Genomic DNA, 23,060 nt, shown 5'->3' on the forward strand with positions numbered 1-23,060 from the left:
GGTGCGATAAAGGATGACGCTCTCTGCCGGGTCCGATCCCGGCCATTATCCGTGGCGCACGCCATGACCGCCCTGGTCCGCCGCTGATCCGCGGATCGCTCATGCTAAAGGTAGAAAATGTCGCTTCGTTCACTGCGGGCTTTATGTTTGACCAGCTTCTTTATCGCCGACGTTCGCGACGGCCTTGGGCCGTTTCTGGGGATCTTTCTCACCCAGCGTCATTGGCAGGCGGAGGATATCGGCCTGTTGATGACCATCGGCGGCGTTGCTGGCCTGCTGGCGACCCTGCCCGCCGGCTTCATCACCGACACCTCGCGGCATAAGCGCGTGCTGCTGGCCGTGGTCTGCCTGGTGATAACCCTGACCACTCTGCTGCTCTGGTTCAGTCAGAAGACCAGCGTGGTGGCCCTTTCGCAAGTCGCAAGCGGGATCTGCGCAGCCTTTGTCGGACCGTTAATCGCCGGGATCACCCTTGGGCTGACCCGACAGCGCGGCTTTAGCGCCCAGATGGGCAAAAACGAAGCCTTCAACCACGCGGGGAATTTCTTCACCGCGCTGATTGCCGGGGCCATCGCCTGGTACTGGGGCATCGGCGGTATTTTCATTCTGATGGCCGGTACCACCCTGTTCACCCTCATCGCCCTGCTGGCGATCCGCGGCAGCGATATCGACGATGACGCCGCCCGCGGCCTCGAGTCGGCCGTCCCGCCCGCGCTGCCTGGGTTTGCCATCCTGTTCCGCCATACGCCGCTGCTGATCGCCGGCGTGACCCTGATGCTGTTCCATCTCGCCAACGCCGCGCTGTTGCCGATGCTGAGCATGCGGATCGCCGCCGCGCCGGGACACCTCAATCCGGGGCTGTTTGCCGCCGCCACGGTAATTATTTCGCAGGTGGTGATGATCCCGGTGGCCATTCGGGTCGCCGGCAGCATCGACAAATATGGTTACTGGCGATGCATTCTGCTGGCGCTGCTGATCATGCCCATCCGCGCGGCGCTGGCGGCCTCCAGCGACGCCCCGGAGATGATGGTCCCGGTGCAAATTCTTGATGGTCTGGCGGCAGGGATTTTGGGGGTGGCGGTGCCCAGCTTTATCGTCTCGCTGCTGCGCGGCAGCGGGCACGTCAACGCCGGACAGAGCGTGGTGATGCTGATGCAGGGGGCCGGGGCGGCGATGAGTCCGGCGTTAACCGGCGCTATCGCCGGACGCTACTCCTTTGCCACCGCCTTCGGGGTGCTGAGCGTTATCGCGCTGGTCGCGCTGATGGTGTGGTGGCGTAGCGCCCCGCTGCTCGCCGCCTCCGCGTCGCCGCCGGTCGGCGAAAGCGGCCAGTAAAGAGAGGATATCGTCAGGCGGACAACAGCCCCCTGCTGTCCGCCTGACGTATAAGAGGCGTTAATTCACCCGCGAACGCAAGGTGATTTGCCGCAGGGCGTTGGCCATATCGAGCTGAATCAGCTCTTTAATGCCTTCGCGCTTAATAAACTGGCTGCGGTGTTTACTTTTCACCTCTTCAATACTTTTTTTGATCTCTTGCGCCGGCAGTTTATACCAGCCGCGAGCCTGTTTCTCACCGCCCATTTCCAGCCACAGCGATGAGTAACTGGCTTTCACCAGATCGCTTTTCACGTGGTAATCGGAATCGATCGCGTAGACCGTGGTGATGTTGAAATAGCCTAAGAAACCATACAGCACGCTCATGATGATATTTTTCGGCCGCGCGCCATGCAGCTCTTTGGTCAGCGCCTTCACCTCTTCATTGGTGATATCTTTCCCGCCCTGAATACCGCCGATATAGGCGCGGCCATCGTCGGTACAGGAAAAACAGACGCTATAGACGCGACGGTCGCCGAGAAACAGCTGCAGCATCAGTTCCCCCTCCTCCTGAAACGGCGACGCCAGCAGCTTAACGTCAAGCTTATCGCCATTTTTCAAAGGAATAGCAAACATCGCCCGGCCAAAATCCGCCACGGTATAGAGCTGCGGCAGCACATCCGGCTGAAATGTTTTCTCGATAAAATTCAGCGAACCGTGGGCAATATCCAGCTTGCGCCGTTTTGACATCCGTTTATTAAGATAGGCCTTAAAGGGTTTATCCTCGAAAGGCACCAGCCCCTGGGTTACGGCGGTCAACCGCGCGCACTGATATTTGGCGCAAAGTCCTTGATATTCTCTGTACTTACCTCCTGCGAGCGAGAGCTCTCTGCATTTTCGTAAAATTTTTTTATAGTTTATTTTGACCTGACCGATCACTTTATTATGTTTACGCCATTCTTTGATGGCGCCTGCAACAGTATGTCCCATTGATTAAGATCCATAGATTCATCCATAATCGCGGCCATATTAACATAAAAGATATTCGTCAACGCTTAATTACACCTTCGTTGTCCTTTCATTTAATATTGCGGCAGGAAATTGTTCTGCCGACGATAATTAAAATTAACGCCATCCTGTCAACGATTAATTATGGTAGGTGATGCCCGCCGCCCAGCGACTTAACGCTCTGTGCGTTCGGCGCGAAGCGCGGGTACATCCGCGGGCGGTTTTACCCTATACTTGACGCTGATCCAAAACCAGCAACGATAGGTAACTTATGGAAATTGATCTCGACAACCTGGTCTTCAGCGGCCTGGATGAAGCGGAAGAGCGCAACGCGGAGCGTCTGGAAGAAGCGGACAAAAAAGCCCAGGCGATCGTTGCCGATGACGATTGCGGCGACGCCTGCAAAATCTGATTATCAAACCGGCCCGCGGGCCGGTTTTTTTTTGCCTCCCGCCCGCCTCAGCTGGGTAAAAACCCTTTCAGCGTATCCAGCAGCGCCTGCGCCGCCTTCGACAGCGGCAGATGTCCGGCATAAATCGCCCCAACGCACTTTTCAATCGGCGGATCGCTAAGCGGAATGCACACCGCCCCCAGCGAGGCCATCTGCGTTTTGCATAGCGCTGGCACCGCGCTGCCCCCCAGCCCGCTGGCCACCATTCTCCCCACCGTCACCAGCTGATGGCTCTCCAGGGCCACGTCCAGCTGACGCCCGCTGCGCGCCAGCGCCTCCTCCAGCATCAGGCGCACCGCCGAAGGGCGCTGGAGGGTAATAAAGTCGAGGGTTAACAGCTCCTGCCAGGTGAGCTTTTTTTTCTTCGCCAGCGGCGATTGCCGGGGAACGATCGCCACGAAGCGGTCCACCGCCAGCGGGGTAAACAGCAGGTTGTGGCTGGGCGATGGCTCGAAAGCGATACCCATTTCCACCCGCCCCTCGCGCACCATCTCGATCACCTGCTCATTTATCACGTCATGCACCGTGACGTTCACCCCGGCATAGCGGTCGCGGAAGGCTTTCAGCGCCTCCGGCAGAACGTTGGCGGCGAACGACGGCATCGCGGCGACCGAGATTTTGCCCCGCTGCAGGGTAAAGCTCTGACGCATCGCCTCCTCGACGTTATCCCAGTCGGCCAGCAGCTGACGGGCCATCGGCAGAAAGAGTTCCCCCTCCTGGGTGAGGGTCACTTTGCGGGTGCTGCGCTGCAGCAGCGCGCCCCCCAGCGCCTCCTCCAACCCTTTGATGGTCAGGCTGAGAGCTGGCTGCGACAGATTCAGCCTTTCGCTGGCGTGGGCGAAATTGAGAGTGTGAGCTACCGCTAAAAACGCGCGTAACTGTTTGACACTCATTCTCATTTTTCATCCTGTTAACTAATTGAAAGAAATTAGTTAACAGGAAATTAATAAAATTTCCAAATGAGTGGGTCACAAATTCAAAATTATCAAATCAGTCGCCAGCGCCAATGATAAGGCTATCGCAAGGCAGGAGAGACAAGATGGCAGGACTGGATAAACGCGTCGCCAGCTACGAAGCGGCGCTGGAAGGGTTAACGGACGGCATGACGCTGCTCGCCGGCGGCTTCGGCCTGTGCGGTATACCCGAGAATTTGATCGCCGAAGTGAAGCGCCGCCAGGTGCAGGGGTTGACGGTGGTTTCCAACAACTGCGGCGTCGACGGCTTCGGTCTCGGCATGCTGCTGGAATCGCGCCAGGTCAGCAAAGTGGTGGCCTCTTACGTCGGGGAAAACGCGCTTTTTGAACAGCTGGTGCTGAGCGGCGAGCTGGCGGTAGAGCTCACCCCGCAGGGAACGCTGGCGGAAAAAATCCGCGCCGGCGGCGCCGGGATCCCCGGCTTTTACACCGCTACCGGCTATGGCACCCCTGTCGCCGAAGGCAAAGAGGTGCGCCAGTTCGACGGTAAAAATTACATTCTCGAACAGGCCATTCGCGGCGATTTCGCCCTCGTGAAGGGCTGGAAAGCTGACTGGTACGGCAACGTGGTTTACCGCCACACCGCGCAGAATTTCAACCCGCTGATGGCCACCGCCGGGCGCATTACGGTGGTGGAGGTGGAAGAGATCGTGCCGCCGGGCGAACTGCCGCCCTCCGCCATTCACACCCCGGGGATCTATGTCGACCGGCTGATCGTCGGGCAATTCGAAAAACGTATTGAACAGCGCACCCTGCGCGCCGGAGGGCACTGAGATGCTAACCCGTGAACAAATGGCGATGCGCGTCGCTCAGGAGCTGCGCGACGGCGACTACGTCAACCTCGGGATCGGTATCCCGACGCTGGTGGCCAACTATATCCCCGCCGGTATTGAAGTGATGCTCCAGTCGGAGAACGGCCTGCTGGGGATGGGCGAATTTCCCGATGAGGAAACCATCGACGCCGACATGATTAACGCCGGCAAGCAGACCGTCACCGCGCAAACCGGGGCGGCGATCTTCGATTCCGCCCAGTCGTTCGCCATGATCCGCGGCGGCCACGTCGATCTTACGGTTCTTGGCGCCTTTGAGGTCGACGTCGCGGGGAATATCGCCTCATGGATGATCCCCGGGAAAATGGTTAAGGGGATGGGCGGCGCCATGGACCTGGTGGCCGGCGCGCAGAACATCATCGTGGTGATGACCCACGCCTCAAAGAACGGCGAATCCAAACTGCTGCCGCAGTGCACCCTGCCGCTCACCGGCGTGGGCTGCATTCGCCGGGTGCTCACCGACCTGGCCCTGCTGGACATTGTCGACGGGGCGTTTGTCCTGCGCGAAGTGGCTCCGGGGGTCAGCCCCGACGAGGTGATGCGTAAAACGGCGGGACGGCTGATCGTCGCCGACGACGTGCGCGAAATGCGCTTCAGCTAAGGAGAGACCATGACCGATATTGCCATTGTTGCTGCAGTACGCACCCCGGTCGGCAGCTTTCGCGGCGCCTTCGCCCCGCTTTCCGCCGTCGACCTCGGCGCGACGGTGGTGCGCAGCCTGCTTGAACGCTGCCAGCTGCCCGCCGCGGCGGTCGATGAACTGATTTTCGGCCAGGTGCTCACCGCCGGCTGCGGGCAGAACCCGGCGCGCCAGACCGCGCTGCGGGCCGGCCTGCCGGTGGACACCCCGGCGGTCACCGTCAATCTGGTGTGCGGCTCCGGGTTGAAAGCGGTTCAGCAGGCGGTGCAGGCGATCCGCTGCGGCGACGCCGGGATCGTTATCGCCGGCGGCCAGGAGAGCATGAGCAATGCTCCCTATCTGATGCACGGCGCCCGCGACGGCCTGCGTTTTGGCCACGCCAGCCTGCAGGACAGCATGATCCAGGACGGCCTGTGGGACGCCTTTAACGACTACCACATGGGCATGACCGCCGAGAACCTCGCCGATGCCTTCGATATCAGCCGCGAGCGCCAGGACGCCTTCGCCGCCAGCTCCCAGCGCAAAGCGGCGGCCGCTATCGCCGCCGGACGCTTTCGCGAGGAGATCGTCCCGGTCAGCGTCCCGCAGGGCAAAAAACCGCCGCGTGTCGTCACCGACGATGAACAACCGCGCCCGGAGACCAGCGAGCCGCAGCTGGCCAAGCTGCGCCCGGCGTTTCGCCCGGCTGACGGCAGCGTCACCGCCGGGAATGCCTCATCCCTGAACGACGGCGCCGCGGCGGTCCTGCTGATGAGCGTCGATAAAGCGCGCGAGCTTGGGCTGCCGGTGCTGGCGCGCATCGTCAGTGCGGCGGTCGCCGGGGTCGACCCGTCGGTGATGGGCATCGGCCCAGTGAGCGCCTGCCGCAAAGCGCTGCAGCATGCCGGCTGGACGCTGGACGAGGTGGATCTTATCGAAGCCAACGAGGCCTTTGCCGTCCAGGCGCTGGCCGTCGGTCAGCTGCTCGAATGGGACAGCGAGAAAGTCAACGTCAACGGCGGCGCCATCGCCCTGGGCCATCCCATCGGCGCCTCCGGCTGCCGGATCCTCGTCAGCCTGGTGCATGAGATGCAGCGCCGGGGCGCCGGTAAAGGGCTGGCCACCCTGTGCGTCGGCGGCGGCCAAGGCATCGCCATGACCCTTCAACGTTAACAGGAGCCACTATGTTTACACCACGTCTGGCGGTACTCGGCGCGGGACTGATGGGCGTCGGCATCGCCTGTCATTTCGCCCGTCACGGTCACGCCGTCCGCCTGTATGACACCGATCCGCAACGTCTTGCCGAGGTGCCCACGGTGGCCGGGGCGATCCTGCGCGAGCTGGAGGCGAGCGGTCAGCAGGATCCCGCCGACCGCGACGCCGTGCTGAGCCGTTTAATCCCCACCCCGGCGCTGCAGGCGCTGGCCGACGCCACGCTGCTGATTGAAGCGATCCCCGAACGGCTGGCGCTGAAGCACGCCCTGTATACCGAACTGGAAACGCTGATCGCCGACGAGGCGATTATCGCCAGCAACACCAGCGGCCTGCCGCCGGATCGGCTGGCGCAGGGCATGCGCCTTCCGGAACGGCTGCTGATCGCTCATTTCTGGCATCCGCCGCACCTGATCCCGCTGGTGGAAGTGGTGCCCGGGAGCGCCACGCTGCCCCATCTGGCGCGCCAGGTAAGCGACTTTTGCGCCGCCTGCGCGCTGGAAGCGGTGGTGCTCAATCGCGCCGCGCCGGGCTTTGTCGGCAACCGGCTGCAGTTCGCCCTGCTGCGCGAAGCGCTGCACATCGTCCACAGCGGCATCGCTTCCCCGGAGGTGGTGGACCAGGTGATGCGCGCCTCGCTGGGCCGTCGCTATGCGATGGTCGGCCCGCTGGAGGCGGCGGACATGACCGGCCTGGCGACGGTCCAGGATATCTGCCAGCACCTGCTGCCGGAGCTGGCCAGCGGTACGGAGATGATGTCGCTGGTGGCGGAGAAAGTGGCGCAAGGCGACACCGGCGCCCGCAGCGGGCAAGGCTTTTACCGCTGGGACGAGGCGCGGCGTCAGCGCATCCAGTCGCGCCGGGAACACCAGCTGCGCTTCGCCCTGAAACCCTAGTATCGCGTTCTGTACCCCTACAATAACAATGAGAGTGAGACGTCGTGATGAGTGTGATAATAGCCCTGGCCGCGCTGGCGTTACTGATGCTGGCAGCCTACCGTGGATACAGCGTGATCCTCTTTGCGCCGATCGCCGCCCTCGGCGCGGTGCTGCTCACCGACCCGGGCGCGGTCGGCCCGGCCTTTACCGGGCTGTTTATGGAAAAAATGGTTGGCTTTGTAAAGCTCTATTTCCCGGTGTTTCTGCTGGGCGCCGTGTTCGGCAAGCTGATTGAGCTGTCGGGATTCTCACGGTCGATTGTCGCCGCCGCCATCCGCATCCTCGGCCGCCGCCACGCGATCCCGGTGATCGTGCTGGTGTGCGCCCTGCTGACCTACGGCGGGGTGTCGCTGTTTGTGGTGGCCTTTGCCGTTTACCCTTTCGCCGCCGAGCTGTTTCGCCAGAGCGGGATCCCCAAACGGCTGATCCCCGCCACCGTCGCCCTCGGCGCGTTCTCGTTTACCATGGACGCCCTGCCCGGCACGCCGCAGATCCAGAATATTATTCCCACCAGCTTCTTCGGCACCAACGCCTGGGCGGCCCCGTGGCTGGGGCTTATCGGCTCGCTGTTCATTATCCTCTTCGGTTTGCTGTGGCTGGAGCGCCAGCGCCGCAAAGCGCAGGCCAGCGGCGAAGGCTATGGGACCGATCTGCAAAATGAGCCGGAGACCCCGGATGACATCGACCTGCCGCATCCGCTGATCGCAATCGCCCCGCTGCTGCTGGTGGGGGTGCTGAATCTGCTGTTTACCCACTGGATCCCGCAATGGTACGGCGCCAGCCATGAGCTCACCCTGCCGGGTCTGGCGAAGCCTGTCATCACCGAGGTGGGAAAAATCACCGCCATCTGGGCGGTGCAGGCGGCGCTGCTTTCCGGCATTGTGCTGGTGCTGGTCTGCGGCTATCGCAATATTCGCGGCCGGCTGGCGGAGGGGAGCCGGACGGCGGTGGGCGGGGCGATTCTCGCGGCAATGAACACCGCCTCTGAGTATGGCTTCGGCGCGGTTATCGCCGCCCTGCCGGGTTTCCTGGTGCTGTCGAAAGCCCTCGCGGCCATTCCCAATCCGCTGTTAAACGAGGCGATCAGCGTCACGGTGCTGGCCGGGATCACCGGCTCGGCCTCCGGGGGAATGAGCATCGCCCTGGCGGCGATGTCCGAGACCTTTGTCGCCGCCGCCCACGCCGCCAATATTCCGCTGGAGGTCCTGCACCGCGTCGCCGCCATGGCCAGCGGCGGCATGGATACCCTGCCGCATAACGGGGCGGTGATCACCCTGCTGGCGATCACCGGCCTGAGCCATCGCCAGGCCTACGGCGGCATTTTCGCCATCACGGTGATCAAAAGCCTCGCGGTACTGTTTGTCATTGCCACGTTCTATGTGACCGGCATTGTCTGAGACCCGACTGAAGGAGAAATATGATGAATTTAAACGGTAAAACAGCGCTGGTCACCGGCTCCACCAGCGGCATCGGCTTAGGGATCGCCAAAGTGCTGGCGCAGGCGGGCGCCCAGCTGGTGCTCAATGGCTTCGGCGACAGCAGCCACGCCCGGGCTGAAGTCGCCGCGCTGGGCAAGATCCCCGGCTATCACGACGCCGACCTGCGCGACGTCGGGCAGATCGAGGCGATGATGCGCTATGCCGAAAGCACCTTCGGCGGCGTCGATATCGTGATCAATAACGCCGGCATCCAGCACGTGGCCCCGGTGGAGCAGTTCCCGGTGGATAAATGGAACGACATCATCGCGATCAATCTCTCCAGCGTCTTCCACACCACCCGCCTGGCGCTGCCTGGCATGCGTCAGCGCGACTGGGGGCGCATCATCAACATTGCCTCAGTGCATGGCCTGGTGGCGTCGAAAGAGAAATCGGCCTATGTCGCCGCCAAGCACGCGGTGGTCGGCCTGACCAAAACCGTGGCCCTGGAAACCGCGCGCAGCGGCATCACCTGCAACGCCATCTGCCCCGGCTGGGTGCTGACCCCGCTGGTGCAGCAGCAGATCGATAAGCGCATCGCCGAAGGGGTCGACCCGCAGCAGGCCAGCGCGCAGCTGCTGGCGGAAAAACAGCCCTCCGGGGAGTTTGTCACCCCGCAGCAGCTGGGCGAAATGGCGCTGTTTCTGTGCAGCGACGCCGCCGCCCAGGTGCGCGGCGCGGCGTGGAACATGGACGGCGGCTGGGTGGCGCAGTAAACCGCAGGCGTCGCGACGATCAGAACATCGCCAGAAAGCGTTTCACCGTGCGAGAACGCTCGAAGCGCCGCCAGGCGATGGCGATATCGGTCTTCAGCGGCGCCCCGCTGAGCGGGTGATAGCTGACGTTCGGCTGTTGAATGCAGGTCATCGACTGCGGGACCAGCGCGAAGCCGAACCCGGCATTAACCATGCTCAGCGATGACGAAATCTGCGACGACTGCCAGGCGCGCTCCATATCGATGCCGGCGCGCAGGCAGCTGTTGTACACCAGCTCATACAGCCCCGGGGCCACCTCCCGCGGGAAGAGGATCGGCGCCACGTCGCGCAGCTGCTCCAGGGCCAGGGTCGGCTGCGTCGCCAGCGGGTTATCGCGCGGCAGCGCGATAACCATCGGCTCCTCATCGATAATCCGCAGATTAAAGGCTTTACTGCTCTCGCACGGCAGACGGACAAAGGCGATGTCCAGCTCGGCCTCGCTCAGGGCGGTCATCAGATTGGCCATATTGTCTTCCATCTGGTGCAGGGTCACCCCGGGGTGATCGAGCTGAAAACGGTGCAGCAGCGTGAAGATTTGCGGGTGGAAAGCATCAGAACTGGTAATGCCTAACGACAGGCTGCCGTTCATCCCGCGGGCAATGCCCTTGGCCTTCTCCAGCGCCGCATCGCTCATGGCGAGGATCTGGCGGGCATCCTCATAGAACGACTCACCGGCTTCGGTGAGCTCCACCCCGCGGGTCAAACGCCGAAATAGCGGGGTCCCCACCTCGCGCTCAAGCCGCTGAATTTGCTGACTTAACGGAGGCTGTGAAATACCCAGTTCCTTGGCGGCTTGGGTGAAGTGCCGCGTCCTGGCGACGGCGACAAAATAGCGAAGATAACGAAGTTCCATATCGAAAACGTCTCAAACCAGCATGGTTTCTATATTGGAACTGTGAGCTGAATCGGGTCAACATTTATTTAACCTTTCTTATATTTGTTGAACGAGGAAGTGGTATATGAATCATTCTGCTGAATGCACCTGCGAAGAGAGTCTGTGCGAAACCCTGCGGGCGTTTTCCGCGCAGCATCCCGAGAACGTGCTCTATCAGACATCGCTCATGAGCGCCCTGCTGAGCGGGGTTTACGAAGGCAGCACCACCATCGCGGACCTGCTGAAGCACGGCGATTTCGGTCTCGGCACCTTTAATGAGCTGGACGGGGAGCTGATCGCCTTCAGCAGTCAGGTCTATCAGCTGCGGGCCGACGGCAGCGCGCGCAAAGCCCAGCCGGAGCAGAAAACGCCGTTCGCGGTGATGACCTGGTTCCAGCCGCAGTACCGGAAAACCTTCGACCATCCGGTGAGCCGCCAGCAGCTGCACGAGGTGATCGACCAGCAAATCCCCTCTGACAACCTGTTCTGCGCCCTGCGCATCGACGGCCATTTCCGCCATGCCCATACCCGCACCGTGCCGCGCCAGACGCCGCCGTACCGGGCGATGACCGACGTCCTCGACGATCAGCCGGTGTTCCGCTTTAACCAGCGCGAAGGGGTGCTGGTCGGCTTCCGTACCCCGCAGCATATGCAGGGGATCAACGTCGCCGGGTATCACGAGCACTTTATAACCGATGACCGCAAAGGCGGCGGTCACCTGCTGGATTACCAGCTCGACCACGGGGTATTGACCTTCGGCGAAATTCACAAGCTGATGATCGACCTGCCCGCCGACAGCGCGTTCCTGCAGGCCAATCTGCATCCCGATAATCTCGATGCCGCCATCCGTTCCGTAGAAAGTTAAGGGGGTCACATGGACAAACAGTATCCGGTACGGCAGTGGGCGCACGGCGCCGATCTCGTCGTCAGCCAGCTGGAAGCCCAGGGGGTACGTCAGGTGTTCGGCATCCCTGGCGCCAAAATCGACAAGGTATTCGACTCACTGCTGGATTCCTCCATTCGCATTATTCCGGTACGCCACGAAGCTAACGCCGCCTTTATGGCCGCCGCCGTCGGGCGCATTACCGGTAAAGCGGGCGTGGCGCTGGTCACCTCCGGTCCGGGCTGTTCCAACCTGATCACCGGTATGGCCACCGCCAACAGCGAAGGCGACCCGGTGGTGGCCCTGGGCGGCGCGGTGAAACGCGCCGATAAGGCCAAACAGGTCCACCAGAGTATGGATACGGTGGCGATGTTCAGCCCAGTGACGAAATACGCCGTCGAGGTGACCGCGCCGGACGCGCTGGCGGAAGTGGTCTCCAACGCCTTCCGCGCCGCCGAGCAGGGCCGCCCGGGCAGCGCTTTCGTCAGTCTGCCGCAGGATGTGGTCGATGGCCCGGTCAGCGGCAAAGTGCTGCCGGCCAGCGGGGCCCCGCAGATGGGCGCCGCGCCGGATGCCGCCATCGACCAGGTGGCGAAGCTTATCGCTCAGGCGAAGAACCCGATCTTCCTGCTCGGCCTGATGGCCAGCCAGCCGGAAAACAGCGCGGCGCTACGCCGTTTGCTGGAGGCCAGCCATATTCCGGTCACCAGCACCTATCAGGCCGCCGGGGCGGTGAATCAGGATAACTTCTCTCGCTTCGCCGGCCGGGTCGGGCTGTTTAACAACCAGGCCGGGGACCGTCTGCTGCAGCTCGCCGACCTGGTGATCTGCATCGGCTACAGCCCGGTGGAATATGAACCGGCGATGTGGAACAGCGGCAACGCGACGCTGGTGCATATCGACGTCCTGCCCGCCTATGAAGAACGCAACTATACCCCGGACGTCGAGCTGGTGGGCGATATCGCCGGCACCCTCAGCAAGCTGGCGCAAAATATCGATCGCCGGCTGGTGCTCTCCCCGCAGGCGGCGGAGATCCTCCGCGACCGCCAGCACCAGCGCGAACTGCTGGACCGCCGCGGCGCGCAGCTGAATCAGTTTGCCCTGCATCCGCTGCGTATCGTTCGCGCGATGCAGGATATCGTCAACAGCGACGTCACGCTGACCGTGGACATGGGCAGCTTCCATATCTGGATCGCCCGCTACCTGTACAGCTTCCGCGCCCGTCAGGTGATGATCTCCAACGGCCAGCAGACCATGGGCGTCGCCCTGCCCTGGGCCATCGGCGCCTGGCTGGTCAATCCTGAGCGCAAAGTGGTCTCCGTCTCCGGCGATGGCGGCTTCCTGCAGTCGAGCATGGAACTGGAGACCGCCGTCCGCCTGAAAGCCAACGTGCTGCACCTGATCTGGGTCGATAACGGCTACAACATGGTGGCCATCCAGGAAGAGAAAAAATATCAGCGCCTGTCCGGCGTCGAGTTCGGGCCGATGGATTTTAAAGCCTATGCCGAGTCCTTCGGCGCCAAAGGGTTTGCCGTGGAAAGCGCCGAGGCGCTGGAGCCGACCCTGCGCGCGGCGATGGACGTCGACGGCCCGGCGGTAGTGGCCATCCCGGTGGATTATCGCGATAACCCGCTGCTGATGGGTCAGCTGCATCTGAGTCAGATTCTGTAAGTCATCACAATAAGGAAAGGAAAATGAAAAAAGTCGCACTTGTTACCGGCGCTGGCCAGGGGATTGGTAAAGCTATCGCCCTTCGTCTGGTGAAGGATGGATTTGCCGTGGCCATTGCCGATTATAACGACGCCACCGCCAAAGCGGTCGCCTCCGAAATCAACCAGGCCGGCGGCCGCGCCATGGCGGTGAAAGTGGATGTCTCCGACCGCGATCAGGTGTTTGCCGCTGTCGAACAGGCGCGCAAAACGCTGGGCGGCTTCGACGTCATCGTCAACAACGCCGGCGTGGCGCCGTCCACGCCGATCGAGTCCATTACCCCGGAGATTGTCGATAAAGTCTACAACATCAACGTTAAGGGGGTGATCTGGGGCATTCAGGCGGCGGTCGAGGCCTTTAAGAAAGAGGGTCACGGCGGGAAAATCATTAACGCCTGTTCCCAGGCCGGCCACGTCGGCAACCCGGAGCTGGCGGTGTATAGCTCCAGTAAATTCGCCGTACGCGGCTTAACCCAGACCGCCGCTCGCGACCTCGCGCCGCTGGGCATCACGGTCAACGGCTACTGCCCGGGGATCGTCAAAACGCCGATGTGGGCCGAAATTGACCGCCAGGTGTCCGAAGCTGCCGGTAAACCGCTGGGTTACGGTACCGCCGAGTTCGCCAAGCGCATCACCCTCGGTCGTCTGTCCGAACCGGAAGATGTCGCCGCCTGCGTCTCCTATCTTGCCAGCCCGGATTCTGATTATATGACCGGTCAGTCATTGCTGATCGACGGCGGGATGGTATTTAACTAATAAATAATAAGCTCTGACATGGCTTGCCCCTGCTGATATGCAGGGGCTTTTTTGTTGGAGAGTAAGCTTACGGTAAAACGAACCCTCTATTGATAGGTAGAGTCCCCTCCAGGCGCCCCGGGGACGTTAAAGACGTAGACGTTGCGTCAGGCGACTAGTCATTAAAAGTGCTTACTGCTTATTCGCGGGACCGCCGTCTGATTTGGGTGGGATCTTGACGACTAATCTTTGAGCTATTCCCGGTTTGCCCTTTTCAAAACGCCATTTTTTAATCATTTTATCAATGATTTGATGTTCCAACTCCGGCGTCGTTGTCGATTCAAGTATTTTTACATTCTGAACTCTGCCATCTGAATCGACATCGTACTGAATCCGCAGGAAACTCGGCAGTAGGTTTCCGTTCTTATCACGAGTGGTAATTGATGTGTTTCCAGAGGAAATGCTGCCTGAAGGTGTGCTGGCGCTGGCCTGTATGCCGGCGCAGAGTGTCAGTAAAAATGGCAAAATTAGAGTGAATAGTCTGCTAGATTTCATAAATCGTCTGAGTTCCAAAGTTAACCACGAGTATTCACGTTACCAACGGCGCGCGTGACAGGTTACCAGATGAGATGATCCGTGAATACCACGTCTTCAGCAGCAATCACGTTGAACTCCTGACCTGGCGCTTCGTACTGCATCCATTCCCGAGGACGTTTGGCTATCAGGACAAATGGGCGCTGAGCGACTATATCAACGACTCTTTTGCCAGTTGTCGGCAGCGCTATCCGGTTCGTCGGGGAACATGAGCGAGCTAACCCCCTCAGGTGATTAACATGGATTCGCGTCCCGCGCTGAAGACGTTCAGCTAATCCTTTTTAACTCCGGTGCTCGGGATCTACCGCGCTTGCAGCGTTAAGGGAGGGATCGCCGGGGCCTAAGCGGCAGCCTGCTGCTGATGCTAAGGGGAATGTACTTCAGTGATTCCAGCTGCGCCTGGGAGCCTAACACGAAAGCGGCTGAGCATAGCGCCAGCAGGGAGAATCCCGGATAGCAATACGTGACGCCTTATCCCGGCTACGCTGTTGGGCCGCTCTTGTGCCGTATTTTTGCCGGGTGCCGGCTGCGCCTTACCCGGCCTACAAAAACTCGCTAACTATCTGACTGGCTTGCGCCGCGTTGAGTGGTACCTGGTGATGTCAGCGCTTTCCGCTCCTGGCATCAAGCGGACAAACCAGGTGAGCCAAAGGTCCGACATGAGCGAGGAGCGGAAGTTTGCAACTCCCACAACTACGTTACTAACATTGAGGTGCCGTAATCAACGGAGAGCAGGTCAAAGTCATTTTAGCTGCTTCAAGGGATAAGAGTTCGTGGTACTGGAACCGTCACTATAGAGCTCGGTAATAATTATTTTTTTACCATCAATAGAATATTTGACTGTACTGTCCGCAGGATCATCCCGCCAGCGACCGGTGCTGTCAGGGTTATCAGATGCCCACATAACCTGATCACCTATAAGTTTGCACTTTATTGCCCAACGGGTGCCATCGTTCTGTCGGATATAATGTACGTAGGCAATACCTGATTCAACTTTATCCAGTTGCATGATCTTATGGTCACGGCCAAACATCGCAGCAGAAGTAGCCTTACAAATCTGACCTACCGTGACTTCAGAAGCCTGTACCGGCGCAGTAAACACCAGCGGAAAAAGAAGTAAAAGTTTTTTCATACGGCTCAATCCATTTTGTTTATTTTCAGGGATAACGTTAAATGTATATGTCGGCAATCTAAAGCGTTTCTTGACGCTAATTTAGTGTTGCGATGGCAGGACTGATTTTAGTCCCTAGCGTAATTTCAAGCTCTTCCTGATTGCCAGCTTGACTCCTTTGACACGCTCCCCGTTGCACCACACAGAATGTTGTAACCACTTCCGCACTTGGGCACAGAAGAAATTCATGCTAAGCAAGGTCCGGACGGTGCAAAGAGCGGACGTTAATTTTTGAAGCTTTTAAGATCTATCTGCAGTGGTTACTGGGTATAGTGATCATTGCGATTAGACAGCGAACTACTATCCCAGGAGATTTATAGACATTTCCATGCAGCGCAGTTCAGCCTGCGCCAAGGCAGAGGGATACATGCTTTCCTGCATAAGTTTGAAACCATGCTTCTCATAAAAAGTCTGGGCATTAGGTGTTGAGGACAAAGTCAATTGCTCAAATCCACGTTCACGAGCTTCACTTTTGATGGCTTCAATAATCTGACTACCTAACCCTTTACCTGTATATCGAGGTAACGTAAATACAGCCTCAATACTTCCTGTAGATAGATCAAGATAGCCTGTAGCTAATAGTCTGCCATCAGCAGCAACAACGAAAAAAGGATTCGCTACAATGACATTCCTGTAGCTTTCAGGCATTTTTTCCGGTGTCCAGGCTGCAATAACCGCATCATCATAACTATTCTTACATCCGTAACGTATAGCCTGATTTCGAATGTTCCAGCATTCTTCTGCCTCTACAGGCACAGCAAGTCTGATCTTCATAGCTTTTCCTTGTACGTTTTATTCTGCGAGCTATTTACATCTACCATAAAAGTTCTAAAGCATACCCATCAAATTTGAGTGAGGCGACAATGTCCGCTCCTGGCACACAGTAGACGTGAAATTCTGTAATAGCATTCGTACACTTACAACATCGACGAGCTTCAGTATGCCGCGTCAGCGGCATGACAGCGCCAGATGATGTCCCTGTGGCAGTCCAGCCAAATGGCGCTGAAGGCCCAGCGCAGTCGGTTATCGGGTTATAAATTCTGCCGGTCCCCCTGCCCTGATTAGCCTTAACTCACGTTCCGCGCTGAAGCCCCTTTTAACCTCGTTGATCGAGTTCTACCGCGCTTGCAACCTTAAGAGAGTGATCTCCGGGGCCTAAGCGGCAGCCTGCAGCTGATGCTAAGGGGGAGAGTCTTCAGTGATTCCTGCGACACCTGGAGATTAACACGGAAGCGGCTGATCATAGCGCCAGCAGGGAGAATCCCGGATAGCGATGCGTGACGCCTTATCCCGGCTACACTGTTGGGCCGCGCTTGTGCCGTATTTTTGCCGGGTGGCGGCTGCGCCTTACCCGGCCTACAGGGTTCGTGCGACATGTCGTTAACATATTCACCATGGTTGCTGAAACTGCCGGTGCTGACGGCCTCAAAATCGCTGAGACGTTCCCGGAAGGCCGGGGCAGCCCGCATGGATGCGGGCTGAGGGCCGTGTTTTGCACGGACGCTGCCTCGGCCCGACCCGAAGCCTGCAGGGATAAGTCGAAGGGACCACGCAGTGGCGATTTTGCTGGCCGGAGCCCGGGGGTACAGGGGGCGGCGGCGACTGGCCGCCCCCTGTGCGCTCCCTGCGCCATGAGTGACATAACGCAGACAATTAACCGGGAGCGCAATACCCGCTGAAGCCACAGATAACATAAAAGCCTTCCCAGCAGTACTTTCCCGCCCCTGGCCCTCTCCCGGAGGGAGAGGGAACCGTCCGGCAGTCGTTGCCGCTGCCATACTGCTCCCTGCGCCACGGAAAACAGGGTGCAGCAACACGAAGCGGGAGCATAAAGTACGCTGAAGTCACGCGTGATAAACACTTTCCCCGGGCTGAGAACCTGTAAAACCGATAACAGTCTGCCCCGCCGCCGGGCAAGCTATCGCTCCGTGCCCGCCATGTTGCCGGGTGGCGGCTGCGCCTTACCCGGCCTACAAAGACCTCCCGTCAGCTCATATCCCCAGGCCCACGCTAACGCAGCGCCGCCGGGAAGGTATCAGGCTCCGAGCTCAACATGTTGCCGGGTGGCGCTTCGCTTACCCGGCCTACAAAGGCTGCCCGCGATTTGGCGCTCTATTCGCGCCCTTCGTAGGCCCGCGCAAGCGTAGCGCCGCCGGGCAAGGACAGCGGGCACGGAGCCGATTTTGTGCCGGGTGGCGGCTGCGCCTGACCCGGCCTACAAAACCAGGGCCGCCGGTTCCGTCCTCGCGGCAGACCCCACGTTCAGCGCCGCCGGGCAGTTACTGCGCCTGCTGCTGCGCCTGCGCCAGCTGGCGGACAATCGCCTCGCGCCGCGCATCCCCTTCCGGCAGCCGGGCCAGCAACGCCTGCAGGGCCGCCACGGCTTCGGGGTAATCTTCATTACGCACCGCGCTCAGGGCCAGCATCTCCAGCACCGGCAGGCTGGTCGGCTGTCGCTGATGCAGGTCGCGCAGCAGCAGCTCGCCCATCCGGACCTGACCGCTATCCCCCGCCCGCACCAGCGCGCTGGCGTAATCGAAAGCCGCCGCCGGGTCGTCCGCCGCCAGCGCATGCGCCCGGCCAAAAGCGCCGATCGCCGTCTCGCCATCGTTCAACAACAGCCCCAGCCGCCCAAGCAACTGCCAGCCGGCGAGGTCGTGCGGAGTATTCTGCAGATGGCTGCGCAGGCCAAGCCGCAGCTCCTCCAGCTCATCCATACGCAGCGGCGGCGCGGTCGGGTCCTTAACCTGCTGCAGCAGCGCAGGATAATGCCGCTCCGCCTGCTGCCAGAGCAGCACCTGGCCAATATCACTGGTTTTCAGATACAGGCCCAGGCTCAGGACCACCAGCAGCAGCGCGCCCGGAAACAGCGCCCAGCGGCTTAGCGGCCGTTCGCCAGGCTGTGCCTGGGGCGGGATATCCGTCAGCAGCGTGCGCTGCAGCTCGACGACCAGCGCCGGGTTGTCCTCGCCGCGCTCCTGCGCCAGCTCCTGCAGGCGCGACTGATACAGGGCGCGGTTAAGGGTATCGCGGTCCACCGCCCCTTTGCCCGGCCACGGGTAATAAAGCAGCCCCAGCGCGCCAGCCAGCAGCAGCCCGGCGATAACCACCAACAGGCTCATCGTTCTTTTCCTTCTTTCAATAATGCCGCCAGCCGCTGGCGCTCTTCGACGCTGAGCGCCGCGTCAGGGATGTCGCGACGACGCGCGCGGGCGATAATCACCCCCGCGCCCGCCAGCACGAACAGCCCCGGCCCCAGCCACAGCAGCACCGTGCCCGCGGTCAGCGGCGGCTCGTAGCTGACAAAATTGCCGTAGCGGGCCACCATATAGTCAACGATCTGCCCTTTCGTTTTCCCCTGCTGCATCAGCTCGTACACCTTCTGCCGCATATCGGCGGCAATCATCGCGTTCGAGTCGGCGATGCTGTTGTTCTGGCATTTCGGGCAGCGCAGCTGGGAGGTGATCTCGCGGAACGCCTGCTCCTGGGCCTCGTCTTTAAACTGCCAGGTATCGATGGCGGCCCACGCCTGGCCGGTCAGCATCAGCGCCAGCAGGATGGCTATGACACGTCTCATCAGCCCGCCCCCCGGTTGTATTGATTCCACAGCGGCTGGAGCTCCTCGCGCCACACCCGGTCGTTCAGGTCGCCGGCGTGCCGCCAGCGGATAATGCCCTGACCGTCGATGAGAAACGTCTCCGGCGCGCCATAAACCCCCAGATCCAGGCCGAGCATGCCGTTGCCGTCGTACAGGCTCAGCCTGTACGGATTACCCAGGCGCTGCAGCCAGCTGATCGCCTTCTGCCGATCGTCTTTGTAGTTCATCCCCACCACCCGCACGCCCTGCTGCGCCAGGCCGTTGAGAAACTGATGCTCGGCGCGACAGGTTGGGCACCAGGTGGCCCAGACGTTAAGCAGCAGCGGCTTGCCGTCAATCAGCGTCCGTCGGTCCAGCGTCTGGCCGGGGGTATTCAGCGCTTCAAGGCGAAATTCCGGCAGCGGTTTGCCAATCAGCGCCGACTCGAGGGTCGTCGGGTCGTCGCCATCGGCGTTACGCATCAGCTGCCAGAACAGCGCGGCGGCCAGCGCCAGAAACAGCACCAGCGGGATAAACAGCAGCTTCCGGTTCATGAGGCCTCCTGCAGTTTCTTACGCATCCGGTAGCGCGGGTCGAGCATGCAGCACAGACCGCCGAGGGCCATCAGCACCCCGCCATACCAGATCCAGCGAACGAACGGTTTGTAGTACAGACGCACCGCCCAGCTGCCGTCGCTCAGTTCTTCCCCCAGCGCGGCGTACAGATCGCGGGTCAGCCCGCCGCTGATCGCCGCCTCGGTCATCATCATCCGGCTGGCGGTGTAAAAGCGTTTCTCGGCATACAGCGTCGCTTCCGGGCGGCCGTTGCGGGTCACGGCAATAATGCCTTCCCCGCCGGTCCAGTTGGGGCCGACAATATTGCGCACGCCGTTAAACACGAAGTGATAGCGGTGGATATCGATACTGTCGCCGGGGCGCATCCGTACATCGCGCTCCACGCTGTAGTTCTGGCTAAAGGTGATGCCGATAACGGTCACCGCCACGCCGACGTGACCAAGCACCATCCCCCACTGGCTGCGGGTCAGCGTCCGCAGGCCGCGCCAGAAGCCGTGGCGATGGGTGGCCCGTTCGTGAACCTCCATCAGGGCGAAAATCAGCACCCACAGGGCCATCATCAGGCCAATGACCGCCATCGCGGTGATACGATCCTGCAGCAGCCACGGCAGCGCCAGAGAAAGTGACAATGTCACCACCAGGACGACCACCAGGCGCTTAATCTGCCTGGCGATGTCATCGCGCCGCCAGCGGATCAGCGGTCCCAGCCCCAGCAGCAGCGCAAACGGCGCCATCAGGGCGGTGAACATGGTGTTAAAGAACGGCTCGCCGATGGAGATGCTGCCGAGGCCCAGCTCTTTATGCACCAGCGGCAGCAGCGTTCCGAGGAGCACCACCAGCATCGCGGCCATCAGCAAGATATTGTTGCCAAGCAGGAACGACTCGCGCGACCACAGCGTATGTTCCACCCGCGCGCGCACCCTGCCGCCCTTCAGGGCGTACAGCAGCAGCGACCCGCCGATGGCGACAATCAGCAGCGCCAGAATGAACAGCCCACGCGATGGATCCGAGGCAAAGGCATGCACCGAGACCAGCACGCCGGAGCGCACCAGGAAGGTGCCCAGCAGGCACAGGGAGAAGGCGGCGATGGCCAGCAGCACCGTCCAGGCGCGGAAGCTGCCGCGCTTCTCGGTCACCGCCAGGGAGTGCAGCAGCGCGGTCCCTACCAGCCACGGCATAAACGAGGCGTTTTCCACCGGGTCCCAGAACCACCAGCCGCCCCAGCCCAGTTCGTAATAGGCCCACGCCGAGCCCAGCACGATGCCGAGAGTGAGGAACATCCACGCCGCCTGGGTCCAGGGACGCGACCAGCGCGCCCACGCGGTGTCCAGCCGCCCCGCCAGCAGCGAGGCGATGGCGAAGGCGAAAGCCACCGAGAAGCCGACGTACCCCATATAGAGGATCGGCGGATGAAAAATCATGCCGATATCCTGCAGCAGCGGATTAAGGTCGCGGCCGTCAATGGGGTACTGCGGCAGGCCGCGGCTGAACGGGTTGGAGGTAAAGAGGATGAACAGCAGGAACCCAAAGGCGATCATCCCCATCACCGCCAGCACCCGGGCGACGGCGTCGAGCGGCATCCGGCGGCTGAAGAGGGCGACGGCGAAGGTCCAGACGCTGAGCAGCAGGACCCACAGCAGCAGCGAGCCCTCGTGCGCCCCCCAGGTCGCCGCCACCCGATACCACACCGGCAGCGCGCTATTGGAGTTTTCTGCCACGTAGCGGACGGTAAAATCGTTGACCACGAAGGCGTGCACCAGCAGCAGGAAGGCGCCGCCGATGCAGGCGAACAGCCCACAGGCCAGCGGCCGCGCCAGGGCCATCAGCCGCCGGTCCTGCCGCGCCGCGCCCCACAGGGGATAGACGCTCAGAAGCAGCGCCAGCCCCGCCGCCAGACACAATAAAAAGTTGCCCAGCTCCGGCATCATGGCTGCGCCTCCGCTTTCGCCGGCGTCATGGCGTTTTTCACCTCCGGCGGGGTGTAATTTTCATCATGCTTGGCCAGCACCTGCTGAGCGGTGATATGCCGCTTGCCGTCCAGAACGCCCTGGGCCACCACGCCCTGTCCTTCACGGAACAGGTCCGGCAGAATGCCCTTATAGCTGACGTCCACGACCCCGCGGGCGTCATACAGCTTAAAGCGCACGTCGAGGGTTTGCGGGTCGCGCTGCAGGGAGCCGGGCTGAACGTAGCCTCCCACCCGCAGGCGCTGCCCGGTATGGGGCAGCGCCCGGGTTTCCGTTTTACCGTAGATAATTTCTCCCGGGGTGTAGAACAGATCGATATTGCTGCTCAGGGCGTACAGCGTCAGGCTGACGGTCAGCCCAAGGCCGGCGAGCACCGCCAGCACGATATACAGCCGGGTTTTACGACGCGCTTGCATCCGCGGCCTCCTTGTCATGTTCGCGAGCGGCCGCGATCCGCCGCTCGCGCGCCTGCTGGCGTCGCACCTCCTGGAATAGCGCCCGCCGCGCCCACAGGGTATGAACCGTCAGCAGGCCAAAGGCGGCGATGGCCACGGCCACCGCCAGCCAGACGTACAGGGCATAGCCGCCCATATTCAGGAAGGCGGCGAACGAAGAAAAAGCGGGGCTCATCGGGCGGCTCCTTTGTTAGCCAGCGCCACCACCCACGGCCGACGACGTTCCAGCTGGAGGATCAGGTTACGCAGGCGCATCAGGGTCAGGGTGACCGACAGCGCGAGGAAAGCAAAAATGCAGATCCGCAGCGGCAGACGCATGCTCGGGTCGATGGTTTGCTGCAGGTTGGTCGAGCCCTGGTGCAGGGTGTTCCACCAGTAAACCGAGTAATGAATGATGGGCAGATTGACCACCCCGACCAGCACGAGGATCCCCGCCGCGCGCCCGGCCAGGCGGCGGTCGTCAAAGGCGTGCCACAGGGCGATGACGCCGGCATACAGAAACAGCAGCACCAGCTCCGAGGTCAGGCGGGCGTCCCAGATCCACCAGGTCCCCCACATCGGCTTGCCCCACGCCGCGCCGCTGACCAGCGCCACCAGGGTGCAGACCGCCCCTACCGGCGCCAGGGCGGCGATCGCCAGGTCGGCCATTTTGATCTGCCACACCACCCCGACGAAGGCCGCGACGGCCATCGCCAGGTACAGCCCCATCGACCACATCGCCGCCGGGACGTGAAGATACATGATCCGGTAGCTTTCCCCCTGCTGATAGTCCGCCGGGGCGAAGCCAAAGCCCCACCCCAGGCCGATGACCAGCAACAGCGCGCTCAACGCCGCCAGCCAGGGGATCCAGCACCCGCACAGGCGGTACAGCCGCTCGGGGATCGCCAGTTGATGTAACGCTTTCCACATAGACGCTTACTCATACGGTTATGATGGCCGCGCCC

General features: G+C 61.2%; 25 protein-coding genes. 12 read left to right on the forward strand and 13 right to left on the reverse strand.

All coding sequences use genetic code 11. From position 1 onward, the window contains the following. The first annotated feature begins 117 nt into the window (after window positions 1-117). The gene (locus tag AC6CWS_RS10150; RefSeq protein WP_065881439.1) at window positions 118-1,335 is read left to right on the forward strand and encodes an MFS transporter; all 1,218 of its coding nucleotides are present in this window, start codon (window positions 118-120) and stop codon (window positions 1,333-1,335) included. A 60-nt stretch (window positions 1,336-1,395) separates the two neighbouring features. Here AC6CWS_RS10150 and AC6CWS_RS10155 read toward each other — a convergent pair whose 3' ends face one another. Then, window positions 1,396-2,304 (reverse strand): DUF535 family protein, encoded by a 909-nt coding sequence (locus AC6CWS_RS10155; protein ID WP_032453173.1) that lies wholly within the window; start codon window positions 2,302-2,304, stop codon window positions 1,396-1,398. Window positions 2,305-2,593: 289 nt separating this feature from the next. Between AC6CWS_RS10155 and AC6CWS_RS10160 the strand changes: the two genes are divergently transcribed. Next, on the forward strand, window positions 2,594-2,734 hold the full coding sequence (locus AC6CWS_RS10160) for a hypothetical protein (protein WP_002908189.1): 141 nt from the start codon (window positions 2,594-2,596) through the stop codon (window positions 2,732-2,734). 47 nt (window positions 2,735-2,781) lie between these two features. On the opposite strand, the gene AC6CWS_RS10165 is transcribed toward AC6CWS_RS10160, so the two are convergent. Beyond that, a complete protein-coding gene (locus tag AC6CWS_RS10165) occupies window positions 2,782-3,672 on the reverse strand; it encodes a LysR family transcriptional regulator (protein ID WP_023290006.1) in 891 nt (296 codons plus the stop codon). Between the two features lie 140 nt (window positions 3,673-3,812). Here AC6CWS_RS10165 and AC6CWS_RS10170 point away from each other — a divergent pair, with 140 nt between their 5' ends. Genes AC6CWS_RS10170 through AC6CWS_RS10195 form a run of 6 tightly spaced genes read left to right on the forward strand, consistent with a single transcriptional unit; the run spans window position 3,813 to window position 9,537 of the window. Further along, complete coding sequence (locus AC6CWS_RS10170) at window positions 3,813-4,520, forward strand: CoA transferase subunit A (RefSeq protein WP_023290007.1); 708 nt, start codon at window positions 3,813-3,815, stop codon at window positions 4,518-4,520. A gap of 1 nt (window position 4,521) precedes the next feature. Next, window positions 4,522-5,178, forward strand: a complete 657-nt coding sequence (locus tag AC6CWS_RS10175) for a CoA transferase subunit B (RefSeq protein WP_021312467.1) — start codon at window positions 4,522-4,524, stop codon at window positions 5,176-5,178. Window positions 5,179-5,187: 9 nt separating this feature from the next. Continuing rightward, window positions 5,188-6,369, forward strand: coding sequence for an acetyl-CoA C-acetyltransferase (locus AC6CWS_RS10180; protein ID WP_065881438.1), 1,182 nt, complete (start codon window positions 5,188-5,190; stop codon window positions 6,367-6,369). A gap of 11 nt (window positions 6,370-6,380) precedes the next feature. Further along, window positions 6,381-7,304 carry a 3-hydroxyacyl-CoA dehydrogenase family protein gene (locus AC6CWS_RS10185; RefSeq protein WP_065881436.1) on the forward strand — a complete coding sequence of 308 codons (924 nt, stop codon included), beginning with the start codon at window positions 6,381-6,383 and terminating at the stop codon, window positions 7,302-7,304. Between the two features lie 44 nt (window positions 7,305-7,348). Next, a complete protein-coding gene (locus AC6CWS_RS10190; protein ID WP_202821034.1) occupies window positions 7,349-8,743 on the forward strand; it encodes a GntP family permease in 1,395 nt (464 codons plus the stop codon). 23 nt (window positions 8,744-8,766) lie between these two features. Then, window positions 8,767-9,537 (forward strand): 3-hydroxybutyrate dehydrogenase, encoded by a 771-nt coding sequence (locus AC6CWS_RS10195; protein ID WP_065881433.1) that lies wholly within the window; start codon window positions 8,767-8,769, stop codon window positions 9,535-9,537. Window positions 9,538-9,556: 19 nt separating this feature from the next. Here the strand turns inward: AC6CWS_RS10195 and AC6CWS_RS10200 are convergent, their stop codons facing one another. Then, the gene (locus AC6CWS_RS10200; RefSeq protein WP_004145376.1) at window positions 9,557-10,429 is read right to left on the reverse strand and encodes a LysR family transcriptional regulator; all 873 of its coding nucleotides are present in this window, start codon (window positions 10,427-10,429) and stop codon (window positions 9,557-9,559) included. 106 nt (window positions 10,430-10,535) lie between these two features. On the opposite strand from AC6CWS_RS10200, the gene budA reads away from it, so the two are divergent. From budA to AC6CWS_RS10215, 3 genes are read left to right on the forward strand one after another with little or no spacing between them, the layout of a single operon-like run. Beyond that, window positions 10,536-11,315, forward strand: a complete 780-nt coding sequence (gene budA / locus AC6CWS_RS10205) for an acetolactate decarboxylase (RefSeq protein WP_031590062.1) — start codon at window positions 10,536-10,538, stop codon at window positions 11,313-11,315. Between the two features lie 9 nt (window positions 11,316-11,324). After that, window positions 11,325-13,004 (forward strand): acetolactate synthase AlsS, encoded by a 1,680-nt coding sequence (gene alsS / locus AC6CWS_RS10210; protein ID WP_023290012.1) that lies wholly within the window; start codon window positions 11,325-11,327, stop codon window positions 13,002-13,004. A 23-nt stretch (window positions 13,005-13,027) separates the two neighbouring features. Then, window positions 13,028-13,798 (forward strand): (S)-acetoin forming diacetyl reductase, encoded by a 771-nt coding sequence (locus AC6CWS_RS10215; RefSeq protein ID WP_004151179.1) that lies wholly within the window; start codon window positions 13,028-13,030, stop codon window positions 13,796-13,798. Window positions 13,799-13,969: 171 nt separating this feature from the next. On the opposite strand, the gene AC6CWS_RS10220 is transcribed toward AC6CWS_RS10215, so the two are convergent. Then, window positions 13,970-14,332 (reverse strand): TonB family protein, encoded by a 363-nt coding sequence (locus tag AC6CWS_RS10220; protein WP_074442555.1) that lies wholly within the window; start codon window positions 14,330-14,332, stop codon window positions 13,970-13,972. A 74-nt stretch (window positions 14,333-14,406) separates the two neighbouring features. On the opposite strand from AC6CWS_RS10220, the gene AC6CWS_RS10225 reads away from it, so the two are divergent. Next, complete coding sequence (locus tag AC6CWS_RS10225) at window positions 14,407-14,583, forward strand: hypothetical protein (RefSeq protein WP_158238146.1); 177 nt, start codon at window positions 14,407-14,409, stop codon at window positions 14,581-14,583. Between the two features lie 530 nt (window positions 14,584-15,113). Here AC6CWS_RS10225 and AC6CWS_RS10230 read toward each other — a convergent pair. From AC6CWS_RS10230 to AC6CWS_RS10270, 9 genes are all read right to left on the reverse strand, one after another. Then, entirely contained in the window at window positions 15,114-15,503 is a 390-nt protein-coding gene (locus AC6CWS_RS10230) for a hypothetical protein (RefSeq protein ID WP_043519870.1), read from the reverse strand. Between the two features lie 339 nt (window positions 15,504-15,842). After that, window positions 15,843-16,316 carry a GNAT family N-acetyltransferase gene (locus AC6CWS_RS10235; RefSeq protein ID WP_048297685.1) on the reverse strand — a complete coding sequence of 158 codons (474 nt, stop codon included), beginning with the start codon at window positions 16,314-16,316 and terminating at the stop codon, window positions 15,843-15,845. A 1,505-nt stretch (window positions 16,317-17,821) separates the two neighbouring features. After that, a complete protein-coding gene (gene ccmI, locus AC6CWS_RS10240) occupies window positions 17,822-18,664 on the reverse strand; it encodes a c-type cytochrome biogenesis protein CcmI (protein WP_065881431.1) in 843 nt (280 codons plus the stop codon). Beyond that, a complete protein-coding gene (locus AC6CWS_RS10245; protein WP_074442570.1) occupies window positions 18,661-19,107 on the reverse strand; it encodes a cytochrome c-type biogenesis protein in 447 nt (148 codons plus the stop codon). Before AC6CWS_RS10245 ends, ccmI begins: the two co-directional genes overlap by 4 nt. Window positions 19,108-19,118: 11 nt before the next feature. Next, entirely contained in the window at window positions 19,119-19,673 is a 555-nt protein-coding gene (locus AC6CWS_RS10250; RefSeq protein WP_023290021.1) for a DsbE family thiol:disulfide interchange protein, read from the reverse strand. Next, window positions 19,670-21,622, reverse strand: coding sequence for a heme lyase CcmF/NrfE family subunit (locus tag AC6CWS_RS10255; protein ID WP_065881428.1), 1,953 nt, complete (start codon window positions 21,620-21,622; stop codon window positions 19,670-19,672). Before AC6CWS_RS10255 ends, AC6CWS_RS10250 begins: the two co-directional genes overlap by 4 nt. Next, complete coding sequence (gene ccmE, locus AC6CWS_RS10260) at window positions 21,619-22,077, reverse strand: cytochrome c maturation protein CcmE (protein ID WP_065881427.1); 459 nt, start codon at window positions 22,075-22,077, stop codon at window positions 21,619-21,621. The genes AC6CWS_RS10255 and ccmE overlap by 4 nt, the downstream gene beginning before the upstream one ends. Further along, window positions 22,061-22,291 carry a heme exporter protein CcmD gene (gene ccmD, locus AC6CWS_RS10265; protein WP_023290024.1) on the reverse strand — a complete coding sequence of 77 codons (231 nt, stop codon included), beginning with the start codon at window positions 22,289-22,291 and terminating at the stop codon, window positions 22,061-22,063. Before ccmD ends, ccmE begins: the two co-directional genes overlap by 17 nt. Beyond that, window positions 22,288-23,025, reverse strand: coding sequence for a heme ABC transporter permease (locus AC6CWS_RS10270; RefSeq protein ID WP_023290025.1), 738 nt, complete (start codon window positions 23,023-23,025; stop codon window positions 22,288-22,290). The genes ccmD and AC6CWS_RS10270 overlap by 4 nt, the downstream gene beginning before the upstream one ends. Window positions 23,026-23,060: the final 35 nt, after the last annotated feature.

The organism is Klebsiella sp. M041, from assembly GCF_059759695.1.

Coding starts and splice junctions, on each gene's coding strand:
- AC6CWS_RS10270 (WP_023290025.1), bottom strand. CDS start 23,025: ATGTGGAAAGCGTTACATCAACTGGCGATCCCCGAGCGGCTGTACCGC.
- budA (WP_031590062.1), top strand. CDS start 10,536: ATGAATCATTCTGCTGAATGCACCTGCGAAGAGAGTCTGTGCGAAACC.
- AC6CWS_RS10150 (WP_065881439.1), top strand. CDS start 118: ATGTCGCTTCGTTCACTGCGGGCTTTATGTTTGACCAGCTTCTTTATC.
- AC6CWS_RS10220 (WP_074442555.1), bottom strand. CDS start 14,332: ATGAAATCTAGCAGACTATTCACTCTAATTTTGCCATTTTTACTGACA.
- AC6CWS_RS10180 (WP_065881438.1), top strand. CDS start 5,188: ATGACCGATATTGCCATTGTTGCTGCAGTACGCACCCCGGTCGGCAGC.
- AC6CWS_RS10200 (WP_004145376.1), bottom strand. CDS start 10,429: ATGGAACTTCGTTATCTTCGCTATTTTGTCGCCGTCGCCAGGACGCGG.
- AC6CWS_RS10215 (WP_004151179.1), top strand. CDS start 13,028: ATGAAAAAAGTCGCACTTGTTACCGGCGCTGGCCAGGGGATTGGTAAA.
- AC6CWS_RS10175 (WP_021312467.1), top strand. CDS start 4,522: ATGCTAACCCGTGAACAAATGGCGATGCGCGTCGCTCAGGAGCTGCGC.
- AC6CWS_RS10195 (WP_065881433.1), top strand. CDS start 8,767: ATGAATTTAAACGGTAAAACAGCGCTGGTCACCGGCTCCACCAGCGGC.
- AC6CWS_RS10165 (WP_023290006.1), bottom strand. CDS start 3,672: ATGAGAATGAGTGTCAAACAGTTACGCGCGTTTTTAGCGGTAGCTCAC.
- ccmD (WP_023290024.1), bottom strand. CDS start 22,291: ATGAGCCCCGCTTTTTCTTCGTTCGCCGCCTTCCTGAATATGGGCGGC.
- AC6CWS_RS10170 (WP_023290007.1), top strand. CDS start 3,813: ATGGCAGGACTGGATAAACGCGTCGCCAGCTACGAAGCGGCGCTGGAA.
- ccmE (WP_065881427.1), bottom strand. CDS start 22,077: ATGCAAGCGCGTCGTAAAACCCGGCTGTATATCGTGCTGGCGGTGCTC.
- AC6CWS_RS10155 (WP_032453173.1), bottom strand. CDS start 2,304: ATGGGACATACTGTTGCAGGCGCCATCAAAGAATGGCGTAAACATAAT.
- AC6CWS_RS10185 (WP_065881436.1), top strand. CDS start 6,381: ATGTTTACACCACGTCTGGCGGTACTCGGCGCGGGACTGATGGGCGTC.
- AC6CWS_RS10160 (WP_002908189.1), top strand. CDS start 2,594: ATGGAAATTGATCTCGACAACCTGGTCTTCAGCGGCCTGGATGAAGCG.
- alsS (WP_023290012.1), top strand. CDS start 11,325: ATGGACAAACAGTATCCGGTACGGCAGTGGGCGCACGGCGCCGATCTC.
- AC6CWS_RS10230 (WP_043519870.1), bottom strand. CDS start 15,503: ATGAAAAAACTTTTACTTCTTTTTCCGCTGGTGTTTACTGCGCCGGTA.
- AC6CWS_RS10225 (WP_158238146.1), top strand. CDS start 14,407: ATGATCCGTGAATACCACGTCTTCAGCAGCAATCACGTTGAACTCCTG.
- AC6CWS_RS10250 (WP_023290021.1), bottom strand. CDS start 19,673: ATGAACCGGAAGCTGCTGTTTATCCCGCTGGTGCTGTTTCTGGCGCTG.
- AC6CWS_RS10235 (WP_048297685.1), bottom strand. CDS start 16,316: ATGAAGATCAGACTTGCTGTGCCTGTAGAGGCAGAAGAATGCTGGAAC.
- AC6CWS_RS10255 (WP_065881428.1), bottom strand. CDS start 21,622: ATGATGCCGGAGCTGGGCAACTTTTTATTGTGTCTGGCGGCGGGGCTG.
- ccmI (WP_065881431.1), bottom strand. CDS start 18,664: ATGAGCCTGTTGGTGGTTATCGCCGGGCTGCTGCTGGCTGGCGCGCTG.